Source organism: Stappia stellulata DSM 5886, assembly GCF_000423705.1.
GTDB lineage: Bacteria > Pseudomonadota > Alphaproteobacteria > Rhizobiales > Stappiaceae > Stappia > Stappia stellulata.
In genome coordinates, this window is the sequence record NZ_AUIM01000004.1 from 436,220 (window position 1) to 461,884 (window position 25,665).

Below are 25,665 nucleotides of genomic sequence, written 5' to 3' on the forward strand. Positions count from 1 at the left end.
ACCTCCCCCCTTGGAATGGAGGGCGGTTGAAAGCGTCCGGCCTGAACAAGGCGGGCGGGTCTCACGCATGGCCGACCTGCGTGCCCGTATCCGTTGAGGTTTTCTCGAAAGGGGATCTGGTTGCCTGCTGGGTACGCAACGAAAGCGCGCAGACTTTGACCGAAAGCGACCGCGCAATGCGGTTCGCCAGGTTCGGTTGGCGATGGACCAGCCACCGCCAACCGAGATACACTGGAGGCTGCGCGCGGGGTTAAACCCGCCCGGCCAGGAACATCGGCCCGCCTTTGTGCCGGGGGAAGCCGTAGCCAAGGATCATCGTCACATCGATGTCGGTGGGGCCTTCGGCGATGCCCTCATCGAGCACGGCCTGGGCCTCCGCCTGCATCAGCGACATGATGCGTGCGACGATATCGGCCTCACTGAAATCGCGCCGGGCAATGCCAAGGCGTTCGCTTTCCTCAAGGATGATCCCCTCGACCAGCGGATCGGGCACCGGCTTGCCATCCTCATAGTGGTACCAGCCGGCGTCGGTCTTGCGTCCGAAACGGCCCATCTCGCACAGGCGATCGGCAATCCGCGAATAGCGCTCATCCGCCGGACGGGTCGCAGCACGGCGCTTGCGCATGGCCCAGGCGACATCGAGCCCGGCCATGTCCTGCACCGCGTAAATGCCCATGGCAAAGCCAAAGCCGCGCATGGCCGCATCGATCTGCCAGGGCAGCGCGCCCTCTTCCAGCATGAAGTCGCATTCGCGGCGATAGGCGCTCATGATGCGGTTGCCAATGAAACCGTCGCAGACCCCGGCGACCACCGGCGTCTTGCGCAAACGCTTGGCCAGCGCACCGGCCGTCGCCAGCGCCCGGTCCGACACCCTGTCGGTGCGTACCACTTCCAAGAGCTTCATCACATGGGCCGGCGAGAAGAAATGCAGCCCGATCACCCGCTCCGGACGGGCAGTGCGGATTGCCAGCGCATTGACGTCAAGATAGGAGGTGTTGCTGGCAAGGATCGCGTCCGGCGCCATGATCGCATCGAGACGGGCGAAGACCTCGGTCTTGACGTCCATGTCCTCGAACACCGCCTCGATCACCAGTTCGCACGGCGTAAGGGCGGCATAGTCGCTGCCCGTTTCCAGCCGCCCGGAGGCATCGGCCAGACCGGCATCGTCGAGCAGGCCGCGCTTGTGGCTTCCGTCCAGAATCCCCGTAACGCGCCCTGCTGCGGCGGCACAACTCGCCTCATCCCGCTCGATCAGGCTGACGCGCGATCCCGACAGCAAAAGGGCTGCAGCAATGCCCGCGCCCATGGTGCCGCCACCGATGACGCCCACATGGGCAAGATCGGCGGGTGCGGCGTCGGCCGCCTTCAGGCTGGCACCGGCGCGGCGCTCCGAGAAGAAGACATGCCGCAGCGCGGCGGCTTCGTCGCTCGCCGACAGACGCAGGAAGCGCGCACGCTCCTTGGTCAGCGCCTCGCGCGCCGGCAATGTCGCCGCATCGCGCAGCGCGGCCAGGGCCTCCAGCGGAGACACCTGCCCGCGCGATTTCTTGCGCAGGCGCTCGGCAGCAGCGTCCCACTCAGCGTCCGACAGCGGGGCGACCGGATCCCGATCCAGCAGCGGCGCCGGGCGCCCCTCGGCGGCAAGCGCACGAGCACGCTCCGTCGCCGCATCCAGCAGGTCGTCGCCGGCCACCGTATCGACCAGTCCGGTCTTCATTGCCTTTTCAGCGCTGACCGGCTTGCCGGTGGTGATCATGTCCAGCGCATCGGCACCTGCGATCAGGCGCGGTAGACGCACGGTGCCGCCGGCCCCCGGGACGATCCCCAGCGTGACCTCGGGCAAGCCGAGCTTGGCGCCGGGCGCGGCAACCCGTCCATGACAGCCGAGGGCAATTTCCAGCCCGCCGCCAAGCGCCGCGCCCTTGATCGCAGCGACCCACGGCACACGGCTGGCTTCGATGGCAGCGATCACATCGGGCAGATGCGGTTCGCGCGGCGGTTTGCCCAGCTCGGTGATGTCGGCACCGGCAACGAAGGTCCGCCCGGCGCAGGCGAGGACGACGGCGGCAACCTCCGGCATCGCCTCGATACGCGTTACGGCTTCAAGCAGCCCGGCGCGGACCGCCTGGGAGGTGGCGTTGACCGGCGGATTGTCGATGGTGACGATCGTCAGATCGCCCTTTTGGGAAATGGTGACGGGATCGCTCAGCTTCATCACACGCGCTCCATCAGAAGGGCAATGCCCTGGCCGACGCCGATGCACATGGTGCAAAGGGCGAGCCGTGCATCGCAATATTGCAGTTCCTGGGACGCCGTCAGCGCCAGCCGCGCGCCCGACATGCCAAGCGGATGACCAAGAGCGATGGCGCCGCCGTTGGGGTTCACATGCTCCGCGTCATCGGGCAGCCCGAGATGCCGGGTCACCGCCAGCGCCTGTGCAGCGAAGGCCTCATTCAGCTCGATCAGGTCGATGTCGTCGATCTTGTAGCCGGTCCGTGCCAAAAGCCGCTCGGTCGCCGGGGCAGGCCCGAAGCCCATGATGCGCGGGGCAACGCCGGCGCTGGCCGCACCAACAATGCGGGCACGCGGCGTGAGGCCGTATTTCTTCACCGCCTCCGCGGAGGCGACGATCAGCGCGGCCGCCCCGTCATTGACGCCAGAGGCATTGCCCGCCGTCACCGATCCGCCGGCGCGAAAGGGCGTGCGCAGAGCGGCGAGTTTTTCAAGGCTGGTCTCGCGGGGGTGCTCGTCATGCTCGACGATCACCGGATCCCCCTTGCGCTGCGGCACGGACACCGGCGCAATTTCCTGCGCGAAGCGGCCGGCGCTGCGCGCCGTGACGGCCCGCTGCTGCGACCGGAAGGCAAACGCGTCCTGGTCTTCGCGGGAGATGCCGAAATCCTCGGCCACGTTCTCGGCGGTCTCGGGCATGGAATCGACGCCGTAACGCTCTTTCATCAGCTTATTGACGAAGCGCCAGCCGATGGTGGTGTCATGCACCTCGGCGGCGCGGCTGAAGGCGCTTGTGGCCTTGGGCATGACAAACGGCGCCCGGCTCATGCTTTCCACACCGCCGGCGATCATCAGCTCGGCTTCGCCTGCCTTGATGGCACGGGCGGCGGTCGCCACCGCATCAAGCCCGGAGCCGCACAGCCGGTTCATGGTGGTTCCGGACACGCTTTCGGGCAGCCCGGCCAGGAGTGCGGACATGCGCGCCACGTTGCGATTGTCTTCGCCGGCCTGGTTGGCGCAGCCCATGATCACATCGTCGATGGCATCCGGCGCGAGCCCGGGCACCTTTTCCATCAGCGCGCGCAGCACGCCGGCCAGAAGATCGTCGGGCCGCATCGAGGACAGCGCTCCGCCATACCGGCCGATCGGGGTTCTCAAACCTTCGCAGAGAAAGGCATCCGTCATTTTGAGTGCTCCGCTTCGTCATGCGCCCCGGCAAAGCAAGGCTTGCGTTTTTCCAGGAAGGCGAGAACGCCTTCGGCGTAATCCGGGCTCCGGCCCGCCTGCCCCTGATAGCCGCGCTCCAGCTCAAGCTGGTCGTCGAGCGGCTGATCGGCGGCGGCGCGGATGGCGTTTCGGGTCAGGCGCAGTGCCTGCGCCGGGCCGCGCGCCAGTTGCGCGGTCAGGTTTTCGGCCTCAGTGGCCAGATCCTCGCCCGGCACGGCCCGCCAGATCAGGCCCCAATCGGCGGCCTCGCGTCCGCTCAACCGGCCGCCGGTGAGCGCCAGCCCCATGGCCCGCGCCTCGCCCAGGCGGCGGGTCAGCGTCCAACTGGTGCCGGCATCCGGCACCAGCCCGATGCGGGAAAAGCCGATGGCCAGGGGCGCGTCCTCGCCAGCGAGCGTGATGTCACAGGCAAGCGCAATGCCGATCCCGGCGCCGGCCGCCACACCATTGACGGCGCAGGTCACCGGCTTGTCGAACTCGCGAATGCGCCGCACCAGGGTGTTGTAGTAGCGCCCGACGGAGTCGGAGAGATCGGGCGGTCCGTCCATCTTGCGCGGATCGCGGTCGCGCAGGTCCTGCCCGGCGCAAAAGCCCCGGCCCGATCCAGTGATCAGCACCGCGCGGCAAGCGGGATCCGCCTCCGCCCGCGCCAGCCCCCCCATCAGCCCGGCATGCATGTCCGGGGTGAAGGCATTGAGCGTTTTCGGGCGGTTCAGCGTCAGCTTTGCATAGCCATCGCCCGCGTCGTAAACGACCGATGGCTCCGTCTGGTCAGTCATGGGTGTGCAGTCCTCTTGCCGGAGAGCCCGGCGTTTACGGCAATGCGAAAAGGTGTGGGGCCGGCGCAACCGCAAGGGGCCACGCCGACAAGAGGGTCAGCTGGCCAGATGCGCAAGCAAGGCGCTCAGCTTGCGATCCCGTTCCCGTTGCAAGGTGTCGAGATCCCTGCCCCCGGCCTCTTCCTCGACACCGCGCACGAGCGTGTCGGTCATCGCGGCAAGATCCGGCGTGCGGAAATCGTTCCAGCGCTTCTGGATCCCGGGGCCGAGCTGCTCCACGAAATGGCGCAGGCCGCCCTGTCCTCCGCCGAGGTGAAAGGCCATGTGCGGGCCGACCACCGACCAGCGCGGGCCAAGGCAGTTGACCACCGCCTTGTCGACCTGTTCGACCGAGGCAATGCCATCCTCGACACAGGCCACCGCCTCCCGCCACAGGGCCGCCTGAAGGCGGTTGACCAGATGGCCGGGGGCTTCCCTTTGCAAGGTCACAGCCACATGCCCGACCCGCTCATAAAAGCGGGCGGCGGCATCCACCGCCTCAGGTGCGGTACGCGGTCCCGGCACCACCTCGACCAGCGGCATCAGGTAGACCGGGTGAAAGGGGTGACCGACAACCGTCCGTTCGGGGGCGGAAAGTGCCTCCTGGAACTGACCGAGCATCAGGCCCGAGGTGCTGGTGGAAATAATCACCTCAGCGGGCGCGGCCCGATCCAGGCGGCCAAGGACATCGGCCTTGATCGACTGGCGTTCCGGCACGTTCTCCTGAATGAAATCGGCACCGGCGGCCGCCCCCTCGAGGGTGTCATGCAGGCTGATCTGCATCGCCTCGGCAGCCTCGCCGTGTCCGCCCTCGACCAGAAGCTGCCGGATCGTTTCCGGCAGCGCTTCGCGCTGTGACGCGTCGGGATCGAAGGCTCGCACCGGCAGTCCGGCGGCGGCGAACCGGGCGGCCCAGCCGGTACCGATCGTCCCGAGGCCGATCACGGCCACGGTTTGGATCATATCGGGATCACGCATTCTACGCCCCCTCCCCTGCACGCTCCGGCCCGGCACGCTCGGGAAAGACCCAGGCAAACCCGATGGCGACAACTGCAGCCGCCACGGCAACAGCCAGCACCAGCTGCGACGACACCCCGCCAACGCCGCCCGGATAGAGCAGGCAAAGGCCGGACACGAGCATCAGGATCTGGGCAACCAAGCCAGCGACGCCGCGTCCCAGGGAGCCGAAGCCGACCAGATAGCGCTGGGTGCCGGCGGAGATGAAGAAGACACCGACGACGGCGGTTCCCAAGATGTAGGCGATCTCCAGCGGCGTTCCCTTCAGGATCAGCGCCGGATTGAGCACGAAGAAGAACGGCACGAAGTAGATGATGCTGCCGAGCCGCATGGAGGTCAGGCCGGTCCGCATCGGGCTGGCGCCGGCAATGCTGGCCGCAGTGAAGGACCCGAGCGCAACAGGCGGGGTGATGAACGACAGCATGCCCCAGTAGAGGATGAACAAATGCACCGCCAGCGGATCGAGACCGGCGGAGACAAGCCCCGGCGCCAGAATGATCGCAAGGAACACATAGGCGGCGGTCACCGTCATGCCCATTCCGAGGAGGAAGCTGGTGATCGCGCCCATCAGAAGCATCAGCACCGCGCTGCCACCGGCCAGAACGATCAGATCCGTGGCCAGAGTTCCGGCCAGACCGGTGACGACCAGCGCACCGATGATCAGGCCGATACCGGTCAGGATCGCGGTCAACTCCACCAGCGTGCGGCCGATGTCATAGATCAGATTGGTGGCGGCGGACCAGTTCAACCGCTTGCCGAAAATCTGATTGACCACCAGCAAAACGACGGTTGCATAGAACGGCGCCGCAGCCTCCTGCTTCAGGAACAGAAGCATCCACATCAACAGCGCGAAGGCGAAGATGTGATGCCACCCCCCTTTCAGGGCGTCGCGCACCCGGGGCAGTTCCGCGCGCGGAATGCCCTTCAGCTTGCGACGGGCCGAATAGGCGTCGATCTGAAGGAACAGCGCCAGATAGTAGAGCACCGAGGGAATGATCGCGGCGATCACCACGTCGGAATACGGAATTTGCAGGAACGAGGCCATGATGAAGGCCGTCGCGCCCATGATCGGCGGCATCAAGACCGCACCGGTCGAGGCACAGGCCTCCACGGCGGCGGCGTGTTCCTTGTCAAAGCCGGTCTTGCGCATTGCCGGGATCGACATGGCGCCGGTGGTCAGCACGTTGGTGATGACACTGCCGCTCATCGACCCCAGAAGGCCACTGGAAAAGATCGAGACCTTGGCCGCGCCCCCGCGCACGGTGCCCAGGATCGCGAAGGACAGATCCATGAACACCTTGCCGGCACCGGTCGCCTGCAGGGCCGCGCCGAAGATAATGAAGCCGACGACAAGTCCGCCAAAGGCCTGCATCGGAATACCGAAGGCGCTTTCGCTGGAAAAGGCGTAGAAACCGGCAGCCGTCTCCGGCTCCTGCGGGAATCCCTGGATGGGTCCGGGAAGCAGATCCGCGACGAGCGGATAGAGCGAGAAAGTCGCAACGATGATGCCGAGCGCCGTGCCACCGGCCCGGCGGCTGGCCTCGATCAGAAGAAGCCAGAACAACCCTGCGACGATCTGGGCCGAGACCGGAGCCACGTACTCCCAGCCGGCCATGACGATGGTTTCGCTGTTGAAGTTGAAGAACAGCAGAATGCCCGCCGCCACCAGTGCCAGCGCAACATCGTATAGCGGCACCCTGTCGCGCGGAGCAGAAGCGCTCCCCGGGGCGACGATGAAGATGAACGGAAGGATGAAGAGCGCAAGCAGATAGAGGAAGGACGACCCCACCAGCGTATAGCCAATCAGAAATTGCAGATTGAACAGCTGGTTGACGACAACCCCCACCGCAGCGATCGTGGCGAGGACCAGAACGACGCGCCAAGTCCCGGTCAGAGTCCGGTAGCGGAGAGACTCCGCTACCGTATCGTTCCGTTCCTCAGTCGAGGGCGCATCGACGCCCGTCGTTGTCATCTAAAGACAGGCTCCATACCGGCTTCGGTCAGAGCTGCGGCGCGAGCGTCGAGCCAGGCCTTTTCGAAAGCATCGCGGGACAGGTCAGCACCCGCACTCGCCTTAAAACCGGTCCAGGCCGAGGCCAGAACGTCCTGACGCTTGATCAGCTGGTCGTTGTGCGCCTGCATCTCGTCGGTCCACACGCCCTTTTCCTTGAACAGGCGGATGGCGCCATCATGGTAGGGAACGGCCCACTTGAAGTTCTGCCGCTCCAGAGCCCAACCCGACGCACCCGGTGCACCGTCCTTGTAGTTCGGATAAAGGTCGACCATCGCCTTGGTCATGGCATAGACCAGATCGTCATCCTGGTTGGCGTAGACCATCAGCTGCGGCATCGGGTAGAGCGCGCCGTGATGCGGCTTCTCCGGGCTGACGCCAGCACCTTCGGTGCCCACGCTGTAGACGAAATACGGCGCCTTGGCCTTGAGCGCGGCCCAGGCTTTGGTGTCGTCCTCGGGAACTTCCGGCCAGATCAGGCCGCGCGGCGAGGCTTCGAGCTGGTAGGCACGGCCGGTCGCCATCAGGGCGAAGGCAGCATCCACCTTGTCGGAGATGATGCCGTCCCAGGAATCGCCGAATCCGGAGAACTCGACCACTTCAACGTCATCCCAGGTCAGGCCGGCGGAAGCCAGCAGAGCCTCGGTGTTGTAGTTCAGCGCCGCAGCCGCCTTGATACGGGCAACGCGCTTTCCCTTGAGATCGGCCAGGGTCTTGACGCCAATATCATTGGCAACGCCGAGCCCGAGATTGGTATCGCCGATTGAGGTCATGACAATACGGATCGGCTGCGGCCCCCAGTCGGTTCCGGAGAAGTCGAACACGCCTTCCTGAGCGAAGTAGCTGGCAACGCCGCCGGCAATCGCATGCACCTTGCCGGCACGGGCCGGAATGGTGCGGGCGATGTCGTTCTTGCCCGGCAGGATGCGCAGGTTCACACCCAGCTCTTCCTTCATTGCCTTGCCGATAGCGACGGCCTGGTTGTAGCTCGCGCCACCGACGCCATAGGACGACCACGCAATGGTCTTGGGCAGTTCCTGTGCCGAAACCGATGCCGTACCCAGAATGGTCGCGGCAAGAGCGGCGGCAGCGAATGCGTTTTTCGAATAGCGGTTCAAGTCATTCTCCTCTCGGCTGACAAATTACCCGTCGAAGGGTGGATTCGTCCCTCCTATAGGCAGCTTGCACAAAATCACAACTTGGGAAAGCACAAAATGGCACACTGTTCCATATTGCGGAACAGTTAAGGTTGTGGCACAGCTACCGCGCCGTGGCGCCGCGCATGTTCGTGCGCCGTGCCGTGTCGATTCAGATTTTTTGAACTTCCGGAGTGGAACGCGTATGGCCGACAAAGTCATTATCACCTGTGCGATCACGGGATCCTTCGACACCCCCAGCAAGAGCGATGCGGTCCCCGTAACGCCGAAGCAGATCGCCGATTCGGCCATCGGCGCGGCCAAGGCCGGCGCAGCGGTGGCGCATATTCATGTGCGCGACCCCGAAACCGCGGCGCCCTCGATGGACATCGCCCTTTACCGTGAAGTGGTCGAGCGCGTCCGCGACGCGGATGTCGACATCGTCCTCAACCTCACCACCGGTGCCGGCGCACGCTACGTGCCGTCCGCCGACAACATGCAGGTCGGCGGTCCGGGTACGACACTTTGCTCTCCGGAAGAGCGCGTCTCCCATGTTCTGGAGCTGAAGCCGGAACTGTGCACGCTGGACATCGGCACCATGAACTTCGGCGAGCATGCCTTCCTCAACCTGCCCGCGCATCTGCGCACCATGGCGCGGCTGGTCGAGGACGCGGGCACCAAGCCGGAGCTGGAAGTCTTCGACATCGGCCACATCGTGCTCGCCAAGAAGCTGATCGCCGAGGGCGCCCTCACCGGCACCCCGCTGTTCCAGATCTGCCTCGGCATCCCCTATGGCGCGGATGCCACGCCGCAGTCCCACCTGTTCCTGCAGTCGCAGCTTCCGCAGAACGCCAACTGGGCCGCCTTCGGCATCGGCCGGCAGGAATTCGATATCGTGGCTCTTTCGGCGGTTTGTGGCGGCCATGTGCGCGTCGGACTGGAAGACAATCTCTACCTGTCGCGCGGCGTCCTGGCACCGGACAACGCCTCGCTGGTGCGCCGTGCCGTCCAGATTTTGGAAGGTCTGGGCAAGGAAACCGCGAATGCCGCCGAAGCCCGCAAAATCCTGGAGCTTCGCTGAACTGATGCAGATTTCCGCGCAAACCCGGGTCCTGGTGACCGGCGGCTCCTCAGGCATTGGCCTTGCCACCGCCAAGGCCTATCTGGCCGCAGGGGCAACCGTTGCGATCAATCACCTGCCGGGGGATGAGAATGCCCCGGCGCTGATCGTCCGTCTCACTGAGGAGCACGGCGAAGGCCGCGTTCTCTCCGCCCCCGGTGACGTCTCCGTCCGCACCGAGGCGGAAAGCATGGTCAAGACCGCAGCCGCCGACCTTGGCGGGCTGGACGTTCTGGTCAACAACGCCGGTACGTCCGGCACCCTGGAACCGATCCCCATGTCGGACCTCGACCGTCTCGATGATGCGTTCTGGGACAAGATCCTCAACACCAACCTGATGGGGCCGTTCTGGTGCGCGCGCGCCGCCGCCCCGCATCTGCGCGACGGCGGTGCCATCGTCAACACGGCCAGCATTGCCGGCCTCGGCGGCGGCGCCAGCTCCATGGCCTATGCGGCCAGCAAGGCGGCGCTGGTCAACATGACCATCAATCTAGCCAAGGGACTGGGCCCGAACATCCGCGTCAATGCGGTCGCCCCGGGCCTGACCCGCACGCCCTGGACCGAAACCTGGCCGGAGAGCCGCACCGAACGCTCGCTGGCGGCGACCACGCTGAAGCGCTGGGTGGAAGCATCGGATGTCGCAGAGGCAATCGTGTTTCTCTCCCGCAACGAAGCAATGACCGGACAAACGATCACGCTGGATTGCGGACGCTTCTGATCACCGGCCCCATCGACCGCTGATCCGCTTTGAAGCCGGGCTGTCATCTCCAGATGTCAGCCCGGTTTTCTTTTGACCGAAACAACAAGCCAGGGCTTCAGACCTGCCGCCCGGCCTCGACCTCGGCCACCAGCGCGCGCGGCGGCAGCGCCGAGATGTGGGAGGCGAGCGCTTCGATTGCCGGCCCCAGATCCTCCAGCAGCCGCTGTTTTGGCAACAGCGTGGCCACCCCGCCGCAATTGACCGCCATGCGCGTCTTTGTATCCAGATCGAGCACCGGCGCGGCGATGGCATGAATGCCCGGCAGCCAGGTGTCCATTGACAGACAAAACCCCTGCTCGGCGATTTGCCGACGGGCGTCGGTGACCTTGTCGCCAAGGGTGGCCGCCGCCTGCGGATCGCTCTCCGCCAGCAGCTCCGCGATTTCGGCGATCTCCCCTCCATCGCAAGCAGCCAGATAGGCCTGGCCGATGGCGGACACGACAATTGGCAGCCGGTCGCCGACCGTCAGCCGAGTGGTGACGGCAGCCGCCCCGCGCGCCTGCTCGATATACAGCATATGCACGCCCTGCCGGATGGCCAGTGACACCGAAACCGAAGCCCGGTCCGCCAGCTCCTGCATGGGCCGGCGAGCGCGTTGGCGAATGTTCATGCTCGCCAGCGCCGAATAGCCCAGGCGCAAGGCCCCGGCACCGATGCGGAAACCGCCGGTCTCAAGCGCCGGACTGAGGTACCCCATGTCGCACAAAACGCTGGTCAGCCGCGAAACGGTCGATTTCGGCATTCCGGTGCGCGCCGATATCTCCGCATTGCTCAGACTGTCCTCGCCAACGCCAAAGGTTTCGAGGATCAGAAAGCCGCGACGCAGGCTGTTCAGGGAAGTTTCCTTCTTCAAGGAGTGTCCTCGGCCATTCTCGTGTTTCCAGGAGGGCGGTCATAGCAGATTATCAAGTGTTAATCAGCATTTATAAGACGCTGCTCAACCAGGATATGCCAACTGACCACAACACATGTCTGCTGTATGGCCAACCTCACAGGCGCGGAACCAATTCGCGGCTGAGGAAAACGAAGCCCGGTCGTACACCCTTCGCCTCATCTACCCCAGGTTCAACTGCGGACAGGAAACGCCCGCGCCAATCCGGCATGTGGCTGGCCCGAACTCCTTCAGAAAACAAAAAAACCGCCGGCCCGAGAGGAGCGCGGCGGGTCTTTGTCATGTGAGCCCCGAAGACGATGTCAACCGGCCTGCGGCGCGGCCTCCTTGCCGGGGGTGAGGTCCTCCGGAGTGCGCTCGGTATCGGCACCGCGATATTGCCCCTTCACACGTTCGCGCAGGATCTGCATCACCACATAGAGGACCGGGATCAAAATGACGCCGAAGAGCGTGGCAAACAGCATTCCCCCGAACACAGCAAATCCGATGGCCTGCTGACTGGCCGCCCCCGCGCCGTTGGCGACCAGAAGCGGAACAACGCCAAGCAGGAAGGACAGCGCCGTCATCATCACCGCCCGGAAGCGCAAGTGCGCGGCCGCCCGCGCGGCCTCGATGATCGACTTGCCGGCCGCGCGTTCCTCCATCGCGAATTCGACGATCAGGATCGCATTCTTGGCACCAAGCCCGACCAGCATGATCATGCCGATCTGCGTGTAGAGATTGACGTCACGCCCGGTCACCAGCACCGCGACGAAGGCGCCGAGAAGCGCCACCGTCACCGACATCAGGATAGCGACCGGCATCGTCCAGCTTTCGTACTGGGCCACCAGGAAGAGATAGGCGAACAGGATGGCAAGCAGCAAAATGAAGATCACGATGGCGCCCGTGCCCTGCTGCTGCAGGGCGGAGCCGGTCCACTCGTACTTGTAGCCGGAGGGCAAGGCTTCCTGTGCCGCGGCTTCAAGCTGTGCCATCACGACACCGGTCGAGGTTCCCGCCTTCGGCTCTGCATTCAGCGAGGCTGCCCGGAACATGTTGTACCGGTTGAGGATCTGCGGCCCGAGCGTGTTTTCCACCGTCGCAAGCGTGCGCAAGGGGACCATGTTGCCGTCCTGGGAGCGCACATACAAACGGCCGATGTCCTCCGGCCGGTCACGGAAGGTGCCCTCGGCCTGAATCATCACCTTGTAGACGCGCCCGAACAAGTTGAAATCGTTGATATAGTAGGATCCGAGATAGGCCTGCAGCGTCAGAAAGACATCGCCGATCCCGACCTTGAGCAGCTTTGCCTTGCTGCGATCCAGATCAACGAATAGCTGAGGCACATTGGCCCGGAATGTCGAATAGGCCTGCGCGATTCCCGGCCTCTGATTGGCGGAATAGACCATTGAGCCGATTCCGGAGGCAAGGTCTTGCGGCGTCCCTCCGCCGGTTTGCTGGATCTTCATTTCCACACCGCCCGTGGTCCCGAGACCCGGAATCGGCGGCGCGTTGAAGGCGATGATATTCGCCCCCGAGATGGTGGCGAATTCACGCCAGAGCTGGGCAAGGATCCCGTTGGCACTGAGCGCGGGTGTCTCCCGTTCTTCCCAGGGCTCAAGCGTGACGATCAGCAGCGCTGTGTTCGGCGCAAGACCGGAGTTCAGGATGGAAAACCCGTTCACGGTCACGACGTTCTCGATGCCGTCGATCCCTTCCAGCCGGCCCTCGATGTCCTTGGTCACCGCGGTTGTCCGCGGCAGCGCCGCGCCATCCGGCAATTGCACGTCGACCATCAGGTATCCCTGATCCTCAAGCGGCAGGAACCCCTTCGGGAGCCGGCCGCCGAGCAGGACGATCAGCCCGATGGCGAGGGCAACGGCGCCAATTCCCAGGAACGATCGCGGGAGAAGCCGCGACACGATACCGACATAGCCGTTCCGCATTCGGTCCACGACAGACTCAAACACCGCGAAAATACCCGTCGGCGGTCCCTTTCGCGGCTTGAGGATCAGGCCACACAGCGCCGGGGACAGCGTCAGCGCGTTGATCGAGGAAATCACCACGGCCACGGAGATCGTGGTCGCGAACTGGGAATAGAGCCGGCCCGTGATGCCCGGCATGAACATCGTCGGCACGAAGACGGCGAGCAGAACGAGCGTCGTTGCGATGATCGGCGTCGTGATCTGCCCCATCGCCTTGGCGGTCGCCTCCTGCGGCGAAAGCCCCTCGTCGGCGATGATCCGTTCGACGTTCTCCACCACGATGATCGCATCGTCGACGACGATACCGATGGCAAGGACAAGCGCGAACAAGGAGATCGTGTTGAGCGACATTCCCGCGGCGAGAAGGATCGCGAATGTCCCGATCAACGACACCGGGATCGCCACCAGCGGGATCAGTGTCGCCCGCCAGTTGCCGAGGAACACGAAGACGACAGCGACCACCAGCGAGAACGTCAGAAGCAACGTCGTGACCACGTCCTGAAGGGATTTCTCGACGAAATTGGTCGTGTTGAAGGGAACGCCGTAGGACATGTCCTCCGGAAACGCCTTGGAAAGCTCTTCCAGACGCGACAAGACCCCTTCCGCCACCGCGAGGGCGTTGGCCCCCGGCGCCTGATACACGGCCAGAACCGTGGAGGGCGTGCCATTGAAGCGTCCGTTTGCGGAATAAAACTGGGATCCCAGCTCAACCCTGGCGACGTCGCGGATACGAACGACCGCACCGTCGGCGCCGGTGCGCAGGATGATGTTCTCGAATTCCTCAGCGGTGCTCAGCCGCCCCTGGGCCGTCACCGTATACTGGAACTGCTGCCCTTCGGGCACCGGCGGCGCCCCGATCTGGCCGGCCGCGACCTGCACGTTCTGGTCTCTGACGGCGGAAATGAAATCCGACGGCGTCATGCCAAGGCTTGCCAGACGATCGGGGTCCAGCCAGATCCGCATGCCGTAGGCGAAGTCGGTGAGGACATCCGCCTTGCCCACCCCCGGAACGCGCGCCAGCGCGTCCTTCAGGTAGATCGAGGCGTAATTGGACAGAAAGACCTCGTCATGATCGTCGTTCGAGGAATAGAGCGTCACCACCAGAAGCATGTTGGTGCTGGCCTTCTGGACCGTGACACCATTCTTGGTGACGTCGCTCGGCAACTGGCTGGTCGCCTGGCTGACGCGGTTTTGCACGTTGACCGTCGCGATGTCGGGATCGGTTCCAACCGCAAATGTGACATTCAGCGAGTAGCTGCCGTTGTCGCTGCTGTTCGACGACATGTAGATCATGTTGTCGACGCCGTTGACCTGCGCCTCGATCGGCGCCGCAACCGTCTCCTCCAGCACGGTCGAATTGGCACCGCTGTAGCTGGCGGAAACGTTCACAACCGGCGGCGTGATATTGGGGAACTGCTCGACAGGCAGCGACAAATACCCCAAAACGCCGGCAATCGTGATGACGAGGGAAATGACCAGCGCGAACTTCGGCCGATAGATGAAGATGCGTGAAAACATCCGGGCCTACTCCGACTTGTCGTCGGCAAGAACCGCGTTCACCGGAACGCCCGGCCGTACTTTTTGCAGCCCTTCCGTGATAACCCTCTCGCCCTCCTGCAATCCGCTCTTCACCACGAATTTGGTGTCGATCTGCTCGCCCAGCTTAACGCGACGCTGCTCGACATTTTCCTGGCTGCCGATGGCAAGCACAAAGGGACCGCTCTGGTCCCGTTGCACCGCGGACTGCGGTATCACGATTTCCTCGGCGCTTTCGCCTGCCTCGATCACGACAGTGACGAAGGTCCCGGCGACCAGAAGCCTGTCACTGTTCGGAAACCGGCCGCGAATGGCGATCGTCCCCGTCGCGGGATCGACGGCATTGTCGACAAAAACGATCTCACCGTCTTCCTGATACTTCTGGCCATTGGGAAGGACGATATGAATATCGGGGTGGTTTCCGATTTCCCTCAGGTCTTCCGGCGAGGTGCCATTGCTGCGAATGGCGTCCAGATAGTCTTTCTCGCTAATCGAAAAGCTGACGTACATCGGCGCGGTCCGCACCAGACGGGCAATTGGGCCGGACGACGGTCCCACGACATCGCCCACACTGAAATTTGTCTTGCCGAGCTGGCCGTCGAAGGGCGCGTGAATGGCGGTGTAGGAAAGATTGAGGTCGGCCTGGGTAACGGCGGCCTTGGCCGCATCGACGGCGGCTTCCGCCTGCTCCTTGGCCGCCAGCGTCGCCTGGTACTTGGCCTTGGAGACGTGCCCCTTTTCAAAGAGGTCCTTGTCGCGTTCCAGGTCTGCGGCCTTGAGGGCTGCTTCCGCTTCGGCACGTGCGGCTTCGGCTTTCGCCGACGCAAGCGATGCCTCGTAAGGCGCGCGTTCAATGGTGAAGAGCAGGTCGCCCGCCTTCACCGTCGCGCCGTCCTTGACTTCCTTGCTGTTCAGAAATCCGGACACGCGTGAAATCAGATTGACGTTGTCGACCGCTGCAATCTGGCCGACGAACTCCGCGGACTGGCGAACTTCCTGGCTAACAGCCGCGGCAACGGTCACAGACGGCGGCGGGGCGGACGGCGCGGCAGCCTCCTCTGACGGGCTGCAGGCAGCTACTGCCCCCGAAAACCCGACGGCAATCGCCAAAGGTCGTATCCAGGATCCGGCGATCGCCATCTTGAAACTCCATGAAAATGAACGGTCACCGCCACGAGAGGACACGGACGAATGACCTGAAAACGTTACACAGCAATGTCACAGGAAAACAAGCGCCAATCCGGCCCCTAAGGAAGCCGGCACGACCAGTCCCTCCGGCGCGACGCGTGTTTCGAGCCCGGCGTCCCGGCAACGGGCCTCGATTTGCGACCGATTCCCGCCGGAAAACAGGGCGGCGGCGATGCGCGGTTGCCGGTCGACAAGCTCCACGCTCTCGCCGAATAGCCGCTCATAGGCCTGCGGCGTCATCAGCCTGAGATCACCCCGGGGCGTGGCGATGGTGATTCCGAGGCTTGTGGCGCGCATTTCCCGCTCGCCGGTAAAGGCCGAGTAGAAGATGTGATGCATCGCCGGTTCCTCGCACACGACAACGATGGCCTTAAGCGTGCGAACCCCGTTTGCGTGGATCTGGTAATCGGCCGACCAGAAGTTTTCCGGGTAGCGATTGAAGCAGGTGAAGAAGCCGTTGACCGCATCGTTCGGGTCGCGGGTGAAGGTCAGGTCGAAGCCGACCTTTCGGCTGCCGCCATCGGAAAGCCGTTGCTCCCGTTCGAAGGAAAACGGGGCATAGACCGCAAGCCCCGCCCGCTCGAAAGCGAGGCGATCGGCCTCGGGATCCCGGCTTTCCAGCACGAGCATGGACCCACCCTCGCGGGCGCTCAGAAAGTCGCGGTTGAACGCACCGAAGGAGAAGACATCGCCTTCCGATTCGGGAATATCCGCGCCCTCGCCCACACCAAGCAACTCGAGAAAGAACCCGTCAAGCTGCACCAGACGGTTCTCCGTCCCCCAGGGATGACGCGCCCGCGGCGTCACCGTGAAGCCGAGAGCTTCGAGCCGGGCAGCCGTGGCATCAAGGTCCGTGACGGCCCAGACCAGATGGTCGAATCCGCGTGCGGGCATGCGCACCTCTTCTTGTTCTGATCGGCTCGGGCCGACGGGTCGGACAGACGCCCGGTGACGGGACGTTACACCAGTCGGCTCTGTTCGACAGCAGCCGCGACGAAGGAGGCGAACAGCGGGTGCGGCTCGAACGGCCGGGATTTCAGTTCCGGATGATATTGCACGCCGATGTACCAGGGGTGTTCCGGAAGCTCGACGGTCTCCGGCAATTCCCCGTCCGGCGATGTGCCGGCGAAGGTCAGACCGGCCGTCTCGAGGCGTTCGCGGTAGGCGATGTTCACCTCGTAGCGGTGACGGTGACGCTCGGAGATGGCCTCGCTCTCATAGATTTGGGAAATACGCGAGCCGGGTTCCAGCTTGGCGGGATAGGCCCCCAAACGCATGGTTCCGCCGAGTTCACCGTCTTCCTGGCGCACTTCAAGCGTATTGCCGCGCGCCCATTCCGTCATCAGACCGACCACGGGCTCGGGCGTATCGCCGAACTCCGTCGAATTCGCCTCCCCGATTCCGGCCAGGTTGCGGGCGGCCTCGATCACCGCCATCTGCATGCCGAAACAGATGCCGAAATAGGGAACGCCGTGCGTGCGCGCGAATTTTGCAGCCGCAATCTTGCCTTCCGCACCGCGCTCGCCGAAGCCTCCGGGAACCAGGATGCCGTGCACGCTTTCCAGCCAGGGCGCGGGATCTTCCTTCTCGAAGATCTCCGATTCGATCCACTCGATATTGACGCGCACGTGATTGGCGATCCCGCCATGCACCAGCGCCTCGATCAGCGACTTGTAGGCATCCTTGAGCACGGTGTACTTGCCGATGATCGCAATCGTCACCTCGCCTTCCGGGTTGGCAAGGTTTTCCGAGATCTCGGTCCAGCGCGACAGGTCGAGCGCCGGCGCACCGGTGATGCCAAAGGCCGCGAGAACCTCCTCGTCCAGCCCTTCCTCGTGATAGGCGATCGGAACGTTGTAGATCGACTTCACGTCGTAGGCCGGGATCACCGCGCCTTCGCGCACGTTGCAGAACAGCGACAGCTTGCGGCGCTCGCTTTCCGGAATCTTGCGGTCGCAGCGGACCATCAGGATATCCGGCTGAATGCCGATGGAGCGCAGCTCCTTCACCGAATGCTGCGTCGGCTTTGTCTTCAGTTCTCCGGCAGACGCGATGAACGGCATCAGGGTCAGGTGAATGTAGACGGCATGGCCGCGCGGCAACTCGTTGCCGAGCTGGCGAATCGCCTCGAAGAACGGAAGCGCCTCGATGTCGCCGACCGTGCCGCCGATCTCGCACAGCACGAAGTCGAAGTCCTCGTTGCCATCGAGCACGAAGGCCTTGATCGCATCGGTCACATGCGGAATGACCTGGACCGTTCCGCCCAGGTAATCGCCGCGGCGCTCCTTGGCGATGATGTTCTGGTAGATGCGCCCGGTGGTGATGTTGTCGCGCTTGTTCGCCGGACGCCCGGTAAACCGCTCGTAGTGCCCCAGGTCGAGATCGGTCTCCGCGCCGTCGTCGGTGACGAAGCACTCCCCGTGCTGATACGGGCTCATCGTGCCCGGATCCACATTGAGATAGGGATCGAGTTTCCTGAGACGGACCCGGTAGCCGCGGGCCTGGAGGAGAGCACCGAGGGCCGCAGACGCAAGCCCCTTGCCCAGTGAGGACACCACGCCGCCGGTGATGAAGATGTATCGCGCCATGGACAAATACCATATCGCCGCGAGCGCTGATTCGAACGCCCGTCGGTATTTAACACACAAGAAAATGCCCCGCGAGATCGTCGCGGGGCATGCGAAGAGACGATAAAGGCGCCCGCGCCGCCCTATTGAGCCGGCGGAACCTGGGGACCCTCAGGGGCCGGAGCCGGCTTGATCTGGTCGAGAATGCCATTGCCGCTCGACCCGTCGTTCCCTGCAGGTGCGGTGGGCGCCCCCGGGACGGCATCGAGGATCGAGGCCGGGCGTTCGCCGTTCTTGGCGATGATCGCGAGACCGAGCGAGGTGGCGAAGAACACGACGGCCAGCGCTGCCGTGGCGCGCGTCAGGATGTTGGCGCTGCCGCGCGCCGACATCATGCCGCCGCCACCGCCGCCTCCGCCGCCACCCATGCCGAGCGCGCCGCCTTCGGAGCGTTGCAGGAGAACGACGAGTACGAGCGCGAGCACGACCATCAGGTGAATGACGATGATTACGGTTTCCATCGAGGACCAGTCTTTGAGAAAGGAATTGAGCCGGGTTCTACACCAAGGCGCGCCGGGTTTCCACCCTTGATGGCCATCCCGCCGGCGGGAAACGGCAACCTTATCCCGCGGCGGCCACAATCGGCAGGAAATCGGCGGCTTTCAGGCTTGCGCCGCCGACAAGCGCACCGTCGACGTCATCGATTCCCAGAAGCTCCGTTGCATTGCCCGCCTTGACCGAGCCGCCATAAAGCAGCCGGACCGCCGCAAAGGCCCCGCCGAACCGCTGCACCAGTTCGCGGCGCATGAAGGCATGCATCTCCGCGACGTCCTCCGCGGTCGGTGTCAGGCCCGTGCCGATCGCCCACACCGGCTCATAGGCGACAACGAGCGTCTCCGGCGTGGCGCCTTCCGGAACGCTGTCTGCAAGCTGGCGCCCGACCACGGCAAGCGCCTCCCCGGCCTTGCGCTCGGCTTCCGTCTCGCCAACGCAGACGATCGCCGTCAGGCCCGCGCGCCACGCGGCCTGTGCCTTGGCGTTGACCGTCGCGTCGTCCTCGCCGTGATCGGCACGACGCTCCGAATGGCCGACGATGACATAGAAAGCGCCGGCGTCGGCGAGCATTTCCGCTGCAATGTCGCCGGTATGCGCACCGCTTGCCGAGGCATGGCAGTCCTGCCCGCCAATGTGCACGCCGCTTCCGAAGACCTTCTGGACCGCCGCCGCGATCATCGTCGCCGGCGGACAGATTGCGACATCCACTGCCCCCGCGCCTGCGCGCACGTCGTCCGCGATGCGGGTCAGTTCCTCGAGCGCGGCCCCCAGGCCGTTCATCTTCCAGTTGCCGGCGACCAGCGGCTTTGAAACCTTCGACATTCGGGACCCCGTTTTCTTTTCCATAGGCGCGCTGCGGCCTCCGCGTTCATATGGGGCCACCGAACCTGTCTTTCAGGAGCCGGTGCTAGCAGAATTCCGAATTTGTTCAAGATGGTGACACGGCGGGTTTCGCCGCCTTGCCCGTAGCCGCTGTCGTCTCTATGATCCGCCCGCTCCGGATGTGGCCATGTGACCGCACTCCTAATTGTTCGCCCTAGAACCTACGGATTCCGCAATGCTCGATACTCTGCGCGCTGGCGCAAAGTCCTGGATTTCAAAACTCTTGATTGGCCTGCTCGTGATCAGCTTCGCGATTTGGGGCATATCGGGCGATTTGCTGAACGTCGGGGGCGACCGCGTGGCCTCGGTCGGCGACCAGAAGGTCTCCGTCGAGGACTTCGATACGGCCTATCGCCGCGAGCTCGACCGGATCGGTCGACGCATCGGGCGTCCCCTTTCCAGGGCCGAGGGCGCTTCGCTCGGACTTCCCGGACAGGTGCTCGGGCGCCTTGTCGCGGAAGCGGCCCTCAACCAGACGGCGGCAGACCTCAATCTCGGCGTCACGGATGAGGAACTGGTGCGGCTGATCCAGTCAGCCCCGGCCTTCCAGGCGCCGGACGGCGGCTTCGACCGCGCCCGTCTCGTCCAGATCCTTCAGGCGAACGGCCTGACGGAGGATCAATTCGTCGAGGAACGCCGGCTTCTGGAAGAACGCCTTCAGATCGCGGAAGCGATCAGCGGCGGGCTGGCCACGCCCCAACCCATGCTCGAAGCGTTCAACCAGCACGCTAAGGAAGAGCGCAGCGCAAAATACATCGAGCTCGACCAGAACACCGCCGGCGAGATCCCGACACCCGGCCAGGACGAACTCGCCAGCTATTTCGAGGAAAACCTCGCCGCGTTTCGCGCGCCGGAGTACCGCGAGGTCTCCCTGCTCGAGATCACGCCGGACCGTGTGGCGCGCCCGGGCGAAGTCAGCGAAGACGACGTGAAACGCGAGTACGAGTCGGCCGGAGGCCGGTTCGGCGAAGTCGAGGAGCGTCGCATCCTCCAGCTGGCTCTTCCCTCCGCCGACGAGGCAGACGCCGTGCGCCAGGCACTGGCGGAAGGCAAGAGCTTCGAGGAGATTGTCGAGGATCGGGGCACGACCATCGAGGCGATCGATCTCGGCTCGATGAAGCGATCCGACCTGATCGACCCCGCGATTGCCGATGCGGCGTTCTCGCTTGGCGAGGGCGAGGTCTCCGGCATCATCGAGGGTCGTTTCTCGCCGGTCATCGTCAAGATCGCCGAGGTGACCCCGGCCCGCAAGACGCCCTACGAGGAGGTCGCCGAGACGTTGCGTGAGGAAATCGCCCTTCGGCTCGCCGAGCGGGAGGTGCTTGATCTGCACGACGAAATCGAGGATGCCCGCGCCGGCGGCGCCACGCTGACCGAGGTCGCGGACCGCTTCTCGCTGACGCTTGACACGCCACCTGCCTTCGACACCGCCGGCACGGCCATGGACGGCACCGACGTCGATCTTCCCGATGCCGCCGATCTCGTTTCCGATGCGTTCGAAAGCGATGTCGGCATCGAGACCGATCCGCTTCAACTCGGCCGTACGGGTTTCGTCTGGTTCGAGGTGACCGATGTCATTCCGGCCCGTGACCGCACCCTCGACGAGGTGCGCGACCGGGTGGTCGCGGCCTGGACCCGCGAACAGCGGGCGGAACGCCTCGACACCATGGCAACCGAGATCCTCTCGGCCATTGACGCCGGCACCTCGCTTGAAAGCGTTGCGCAGGAACGCGGGTTGGAAGTGGCGACGGCCGAAGGGCTGCGCCGGAACGCAGAGACGGACGCCTTCCCCGCCGCGGCGATCGAGGGCGTGTTCTCCGGACCGGTCGGCACCACGGGCCGGGCCGCGCGCGACAGCGACGGCGCCCGCATCGTGTTCAGGGTGGAATCGGTGAATTCACCGGCGTTCTTCCGCCAGGACGGCGAGATCGCGGCGCTCGACGAGCGCCTCGGCGAAGCACTCCAGAACTCGGTGATCGGCGAATACGTCAGCGAACGCCAGGCCGCGCTCGGCGTCAGCGTGAACCAGTCGAACATCAACCTTCTAATCGGTCAGGGCGGCGGATAAGCCCGCCCGCCCGCCGACGGTCGGTCGCCGGCGGACAGGGTTCGCCAACGGCAACCGCCCCGGGTGACGGGCGAGTTTGAAAGGACGAGGCAGTGAGCAATCTGAAGAGCCTGATTGCCAAGGCAGCCGACGGCACACCGCTTTCGCGCGAAGAGGCCCGCCAGGCATTCGACATCATCATGTCGGGCGCCGCGACTCCGTCCCAGATCGGCGGCTTCCTGATGGCCCTGCGCGTTCGGGGCGAGAGCATCGACGAGATTGCCGGCGCGGTCACGACCATGCGGGCGAAAATGCTGCCCGTCGATGCTCCGGCCAATGCCGTCGACGTGGTGGGCACCGGCGGAGACGCCTCGGGAAGCTACAATATCTCCACCTGTTCCGCCTTTGTCGTCGCGGGCTGCGGCGTTCCGGTCGCCAAACACGGCAACCGGTCGCTGTCGTCGAAGTCGGGCGCTGCCGATGTTCTGATGGCGCTCGGCGTGAACATCGACATCAAGCCCAAGCAGATCAGCCGCTGCATACGCGAGGTGGGCCTGGGCTTCATGTTCGCGCCCAATCACCATTCGGCAATGAAGCACGTCGGCCCGGCCCGGGCCGAACTCGGCACGCGCACGATCTTCAACCTGCTGGGCCCGCTGTCCAATCCGGCAGGCGTGAAACGTCAGATGGTCGGCGTCTTCGCCAAGCGTTGGGTCGAGCCCATCGCCCATGTGCTGGCATCTCTCGGGTCCGAGGCCGCCTGGGTGGTCCATGGGTCCGACGGACTGGACGAAATCACCACCACCGGACCGACCAGCGTTTCCGCGCTCGAGAACGGCACGGTTCGCAGCTTCGAGATCTCGCCGCCGGACGTCGGCCTTTCCGTGTCCCGCCCGGAAGACCTGAAAGGCGGCGAAGCGCCGGAAAATGCCGCAGCGCTCAAGGCCGTTCTGGAGGGCACGCACAACGCCTATCGCGATACGGTCCTGCTGAATGCCGGCGCGACGCTGCTGGTCGCCGGACATGCCGCCGATCTGGCTGAAGGCGTGGTCCAGGCCGCGCAAGCCATCGACAGCGGCGCGGCACTGGAGCGTCTGACCCGCCTGATCCAGGTCTCGAACGAGGAAGACGGCAATGGCTGACATTCTCGCCCGCATCGAGATCTACAAGCGCGAAGAGATCGCCGCCGCCAAGGCAAGGGTCCCGCAGCCGGAGATCGAGCGCCACGCGTCGACTGCGCCCGCCCCGCGCGGCTTTTTCAACGCTCTTCAGGCCCGTCAGGCAAAGGGCGACTATGGCCTGATCGCCGAGATCAAGAAGGCAAGCCCCTCCAAGGGCCTGATCCGTGCCGACTTCGATCCTCCGGCACTGGCACGGGCCTATGAGGCCGGCGGCGCGGCCTGCCTGTCCGTACTCACCGACGGTCCGTCTTTTCAGGGGGCGCCGGAGTTTCTGGGCCAGGCGCGCGATGCCTGCCGGCTTCCGGTCCTGCGCAAGGATTTCCTCTACGACACGTATCAGGTGCATGAGGCGCGGGCCTGGGGGGCCGACTGCATCCTGATCATCATGGCGGCACTGGACGACGCAACGGCCGCCGCACTGGAAGCAACCGCCCTGCAACTTGGCATGGACGTGCTGCTGGAAGTCCATGACGCACAGGAGCTGGAGCGCGCGCTTCGCCTCTCCTCACCCATGATCGGCATCAACAATCGCAATCTGAAGACCTTCGAAACCCGGCTTGAAACCAGCGAGGAACTGGCGCCGCTGGTCCCGTCCGACAGGATGGTCATCGGGGAATCGGGCCTCTTCACACCGGCCGATCTCTCCCGCATGCGGGGCTGCGGAATTTCCACCTTCCTGATCGGCGAAAGCCTGATGCGACAGGAGGATGTGGCGGCGGCAACGCGCGCATTGCTGGCGCCTGCCCCGGCCGCCGCGCTGTAACCTCGCCTGACGCCCCCGGCCGAGCAGGACGCACCATGCCCCCCACCGATGCAAGACTGACCCATCTGGACGACACAGGCGCCGCCAATATGGTCGACGTCTCCGCCAAGGACATCACCACCCGCGAGGCAACCGCCGAAGGCTATGTCCGGATGAAACCGGAAACGCTGGAGATGATCCTGTCCGGCAACGCCAAGAAGGGCGATGTCATCGCAACTGCCCGGATCGCCGGGATCATGGCGGCGAAACGCACGCATGAGCTCATCCCACTGTGCCATCCCCTCGCCTTGTCGAAGGTGGCCGTCGACATCGAGCCGGACGCGAGCCTGCCGGGACTGAAAGTGACCGCCTACGCCAAACTCGCGGGCCAGACCGGCGTCGAGATGGAAGCCTTGACCGCCTGTTCGCTCGCCTGCCTGACGATTTACGACATGGCCAAGGCGGTTGACCGGGGCATGGTGATCCAGAATGTGCGCGTTCTGTCCAAGTCAGGCGGAAAATCCGGCGACTGGACCGCGGCATGACACTGATTTCCGTCGACGAGGCGCTGGCCCGGCTGCTCGACGGCGTGCTGCCGCTTGACGTCGAGGCGGTCGCCCTGGACGCGGCGAACGGGCGTACGCTCGCCGAAGACATCCAGGCCAGGCGCACACAGCCGCCGTTTTCCGCTTCCGCCATGGACGGCTATGCGGTGCGCGCCGCAGACATTGCCACCGTTCCAGCCCGGCTGCGCGTGATCGCGGAGGCACCGGCCGGCCATGGCTTCGACGGCAACCTGCAACCGGGCGAGGCCGTGCGGATCTTCACCGGCGCCCCGCTTCCCCGGGGCGCGGACACGATCCTCATCCAGGAAAACGCCGAACAGAACGCACAAACGTCCGAAATCACGGCCCTTGAAACCGCCGAAAAAGGCCGGTACGTCCGGCCGGCCGGGCTCGACTTTCGCGAGGGCGACAAGCTCCTTGGAGCGGGGCAGACGCTCGGGTTCACGGAACTTGCGCTGGCCGCCGCGATGAACCACGCGACGCTGCCGGTTCATCGCCGCCCGCGCGTCGCAATTCTCGCGACCGGCGACGAGCTTGTCCCGCCCGGAGCCGATCCCGGTCCCGACCAGATCATCGCCTCCAACCACATCGGCGTCGGCGCACTGGTGGAGGACAACGGCGGCGTGCCGATTCATCTGGGCATCGCCGAAGACCGCCCCGATGCGCTGGCACGCAAGATTGCCGCCGCACGGGAGGCGAAGGCCGATATCCTTGTGACCCTTGGCGGTGCCTCGGTCGGCGATCACGATCTAGTTCAGGACGCCCTTGGACAGGCGGGCATGGATCTCGCCTTCTGGCGCATTGCCATGCGCCCCGGCAAGCCGTTGATGGCGGGGCGGATCGGCGACATGCAGGTGCTTGGCCTGCCCGGAAACCCGGTCTCGAGCCTTGTCTGTTCGCTTTTGTTCCTCAAGCCGCTGTTGGCCGCTCTCTCGGGCCGCACGCGCGGCAAACGCCTCTCGGAGCAACTCCCGCTCGCCGTCGATGTCGGCAAGAACGACCGGCGCGAGGACTATCTCAGGGCAAGCCTCGAGATCGACAGCGATGGCACCGAACGCGTCAAGCCGTTCGCAAGACAGGATTCTTCAATGCTCGCCACATTGGCGTGCGCCCATGCCCTGATCGTGCGGCCGCCGCATGGCCCCGCCCTTCCCGCAGGCACCCCCGTCCCCGTCATTCGCATCTCCCGGCGCTGAGCCGGTTGTGGAACAAGGCGAGAACGGC

At 64.8% G+C, this 25,665-nt stretch carries 20 protein-coding genes; 7 read left to right on the forward strand and 13 right to left on the reverse strand.

The genetic code is table 11. The annotated features are described in order from the left end of the window. Positions 1–250: 250 nt before the first annotated feature. The 6 genes from G572_RS0102225 to G572_RS0102250 form a co-directional block, all read right to left on the reverse strand. On the reverse strand, positions 251–2,215 hold the full coding sequence (locus G572_RS0102225; protein ID WP_037545104.1) for a 3-hydroxyacyl-CoA dehydrogenase NAD-binding domain-containing protein: 1,965 nt from the start codon (positions 2,213–2,215) through the stop codon (positions 251–253). Further along, positions 2,215–3,417 (reverse strand): 3-oxoadipyl-CoA thiolase, encoded by a 1,203-nt coding sequence (gene pcaF, locus G572_RS0102230; RefSeq protein WP_029057099.1) that lies wholly within the window; start codon positions 3,415–3,417, stop codon positions 2,215–2,217. Before pcaF ends, G572_RS0102225 begins: the two co-directional genes overlap by 1 nt. Next, positions 3,414–4,238, reverse strand: a complete 825-nt coding sequence (locus tag G572_RS0102235) for an enoyl-CoA hydratase-related protein (protein WP_029057100.1) — start codon at positions 4,236–4,238, stop codon at positions 3,414–3,416. Before G572_RS0102235 ends, pcaF begins: the two co-directional genes overlap by 4 nt. A 96-nt stretch (positions 4,239–4,334) precedes the next feature. Continuing rightward, positions 4,335–5,255 carry a 3-hydroxyacyl-CoA dehydrogenase NAD-binding domain-containing protein gene (locus tag G572_RS0102240; RefSeq protein WP_029057101.1) on the reverse strand — a complete coding sequence of 307 codons (921 nt, stop codon included), beginning with the start codon at positions 5,253–5,255 and terminating at the stop codon, positions 4,335–4,337. 1 nt (position 5,256) lies between these two features. Then, entirely contained in the window at positions 5,257–7,266 is a 2,010-nt protein-coding gene (locus G572_RS0102245) for a TRAP transporter permease (protein WP_029057102.1), read from the reverse strand. Continuing rightward, positions 7,263–8,423 carry a TAXI family TRAP transporter solute-binding subunit gene (locus G572_RS0102250; RefSeq protein WP_029057103.1) on the reverse strand — a complete coding sequence of 387 codons (1,161 nt, stop codon included), beginning with the start codon at positions 8,421–8,423 and terminating at the stop codon, positions 7,263–7,265. The genes G572_RS0102245 and G572_RS0102250 overlap by 4 nt, the downstream gene beginning before the upstream one ends. Before the next feature lie 223 nt (positions 8,424–8,646). Here G572_RS0102250 and G572_RS0102255 point away from each other — a divergent pair, with 223 nt between their 5' ends. Continuing rightward, positions 8,647–9,522: a beta-keto acid cleavage family enzyme gene (locus tag G572_RS0102255; protein WP_029057104.1), complete on the forward strand. Its 876-nt coding sequence runs from the start codon at positions 8,647–8,649 to the stop codon at positions 9,520–9,522. Continuing rightward, positions 9,485–10,279 carry an SDR family NAD(P)-dependent oxidoreductase gene (locus G572_RS0102260; RefSeq protein WP_245566136.1) on the forward strand — a complete coding sequence of 265 codons (795 nt, stop codon included), beginning with the start codon at positions 9,485–9,487 and terminating at the stop codon, positions 10,277–10,279. Before G572_RS0102255 ends, G572_RS0102260 begins: the two co-directional genes overlap by 38 nt. 97 nt (positions 10,280–10,376) lie before the next feature. Here G572_RS0102260 and G572_RS22105 read toward each other — a convergent pair whose 3' ends face one another. The 7 genes from G572_RS22105 to tpiA all read right to left on the reverse strand — a co-directional run bounded on the left by G572_RS22105 (position 10,377) and on the right by tpiA (position 19,845). Next, positions 10,377–11,174: an IclR family transcriptional regulator gene (locus tag G572_RS22105; RefSeq protein ID WP_051241476.1), complete on the reverse strand. Its 798-nt coding sequence runs from the start codon at positions 11,172–11,174 to the stop codon at positions 10,377–10,379. 341 nt (positions 11,175–11,515) lie between these two features. Continuing rightward, entirely contained in the window at positions 11,516–14,695 is a 3,180-nt protein-coding gene (locus tag G572_RS0102270) for an efflux RND transporter permease subunit (RefSeq protein ID WP_029057106.1), read from the reverse strand. A gap of 6 nt (positions 14,696–14,701) precedes the next feature. Continuing rightward, complete coding sequence (locus tag G572_RS22110) at positions 14,702–15,853, reverse strand: efflux RND transporter periplasmic adaptor subunit (RefSeq protein WP_037545108.1); 1,152 nt, start codon at positions 15,851–15,853, stop codon at positions 14,702–14,704. A 78-nt stretch (positions 15,854–15,931) separates the two neighbouring features. After that, a complete protein-coding gene (locus tag G572_RS0102280; RefSeq protein WP_029057107.1) occupies positions 15,932–16,795 on the reverse strand; it encodes a VOC family protein in 864 nt (287 codons plus the stop codon). A 65-nt stretch (positions 16,796–16,860) separates the two neighbouring features. Continuing rightward, complete coding sequence (locus tag G572_RS0102285) at positions 16,861–18,489, reverse strand: CTP synthase (protein ID WP_029057108.1); 1,629 nt, start codon at positions 18,487–18,489, stop codon at positions 16,861–16,863. A 122-nt stretch (positions 18,490–18,611) separates the two neighbouring features. Next, positions 18,612–18,989 (reverse strand): preprotein translocase subunit SecG, encoded by a 378-nt coding sequence (gene secG / locus G572_RS0102290; RefSeq protein ID WP_029057109.1) that lies wholly within the window; start codon positions 18,987–18,989, stop codon positions 18,612–18,614. A 100-nt stretch (positions 18,990–19,089) separates the two neighbouring features. After that, positions 19,090–19,845, reverse strand: coding sequence for a triose-phosphate isomerase (tpiA, locus tag G572_RS0102295; RefSeq protein WP_029057110.1), 756 nt, complete (start codon positions 19,843–19,845; stop codon positions 19,090–19,092). A gap of 235 nt (positions 19,846–20,080) precedes the next feature. On the opposite strand from tpiA, the gene G572_RS0102300 reads away from it, so the two are divergent. The 5 genes from G572_RS0102300 to G572_RS0102320 all read left to right on the forward strand — a co-directional run bounded on the left by G572_RS0102300 (position 20,081) and on the right by G572_RS0102320 (position 25,637). Then, a complete protein-coding gene (locus G572_RS0102300) occupies positions 20,081–21,973 on the forward strand; it encodes a peptidylprolyl isomerase (protein WP_029057111.1) in 1,893 nt (630 codons plus the stop codon). A 92-nt stretch (positions 21,974–22,065) separates the two neighbouring features. After that, a complete protein-coding gene (gene trpD / locus G572_RS0102305; RefSeq protein ID WP_029057112.1) occupies positions 22,066–23,094 on the forward strand; it encodes an anthranilate phosphoribosyltransferase in 1,029 nt (342 codons plus the stop codon). Next, a complete protein-coding gene (gene trpC / locus G572_RS0102310; protein WP_029057113.1) occupies positions 23,087–23,896 on the forward strand; it encodes an indole-3-glycerol phosphate synthase TrpC in 810 nt (269 codons plus the stop codon). Before trpD ends, trpC begins: the two co-directional genes overlap by 8 nt. A gap of 35 nt (positions 23,897–23,931) precedes the next feature. Next, positions 23,932–24,420, forward strand: coding sequence for a cyclic pyranopterin monophosphate synthase MoaC (gene moaC / locus G572_RS0102315; RefSeq protein ID WP_029057114.1), 489 nt, complete (start codon positions 23,932–23,934; stop codon positions 24,418–24,420). Continuing rightward, positions 24,417–25,637, forward strand: coding sequence for a molybdopterin molybdotransferase MoeA (locus G572_RS0102320; RefSeq protein ID WP_029057115.1), 1,221 nt, complete (start codon positions 24,417–24,419; stop codon positions 25,635–25,637). Before moaC ends, G572_RS0102320 begins: the two co-directional genes overlap by 4 nt. Positions 25,638–25,665: the final 28 nt, after the last annotated feature.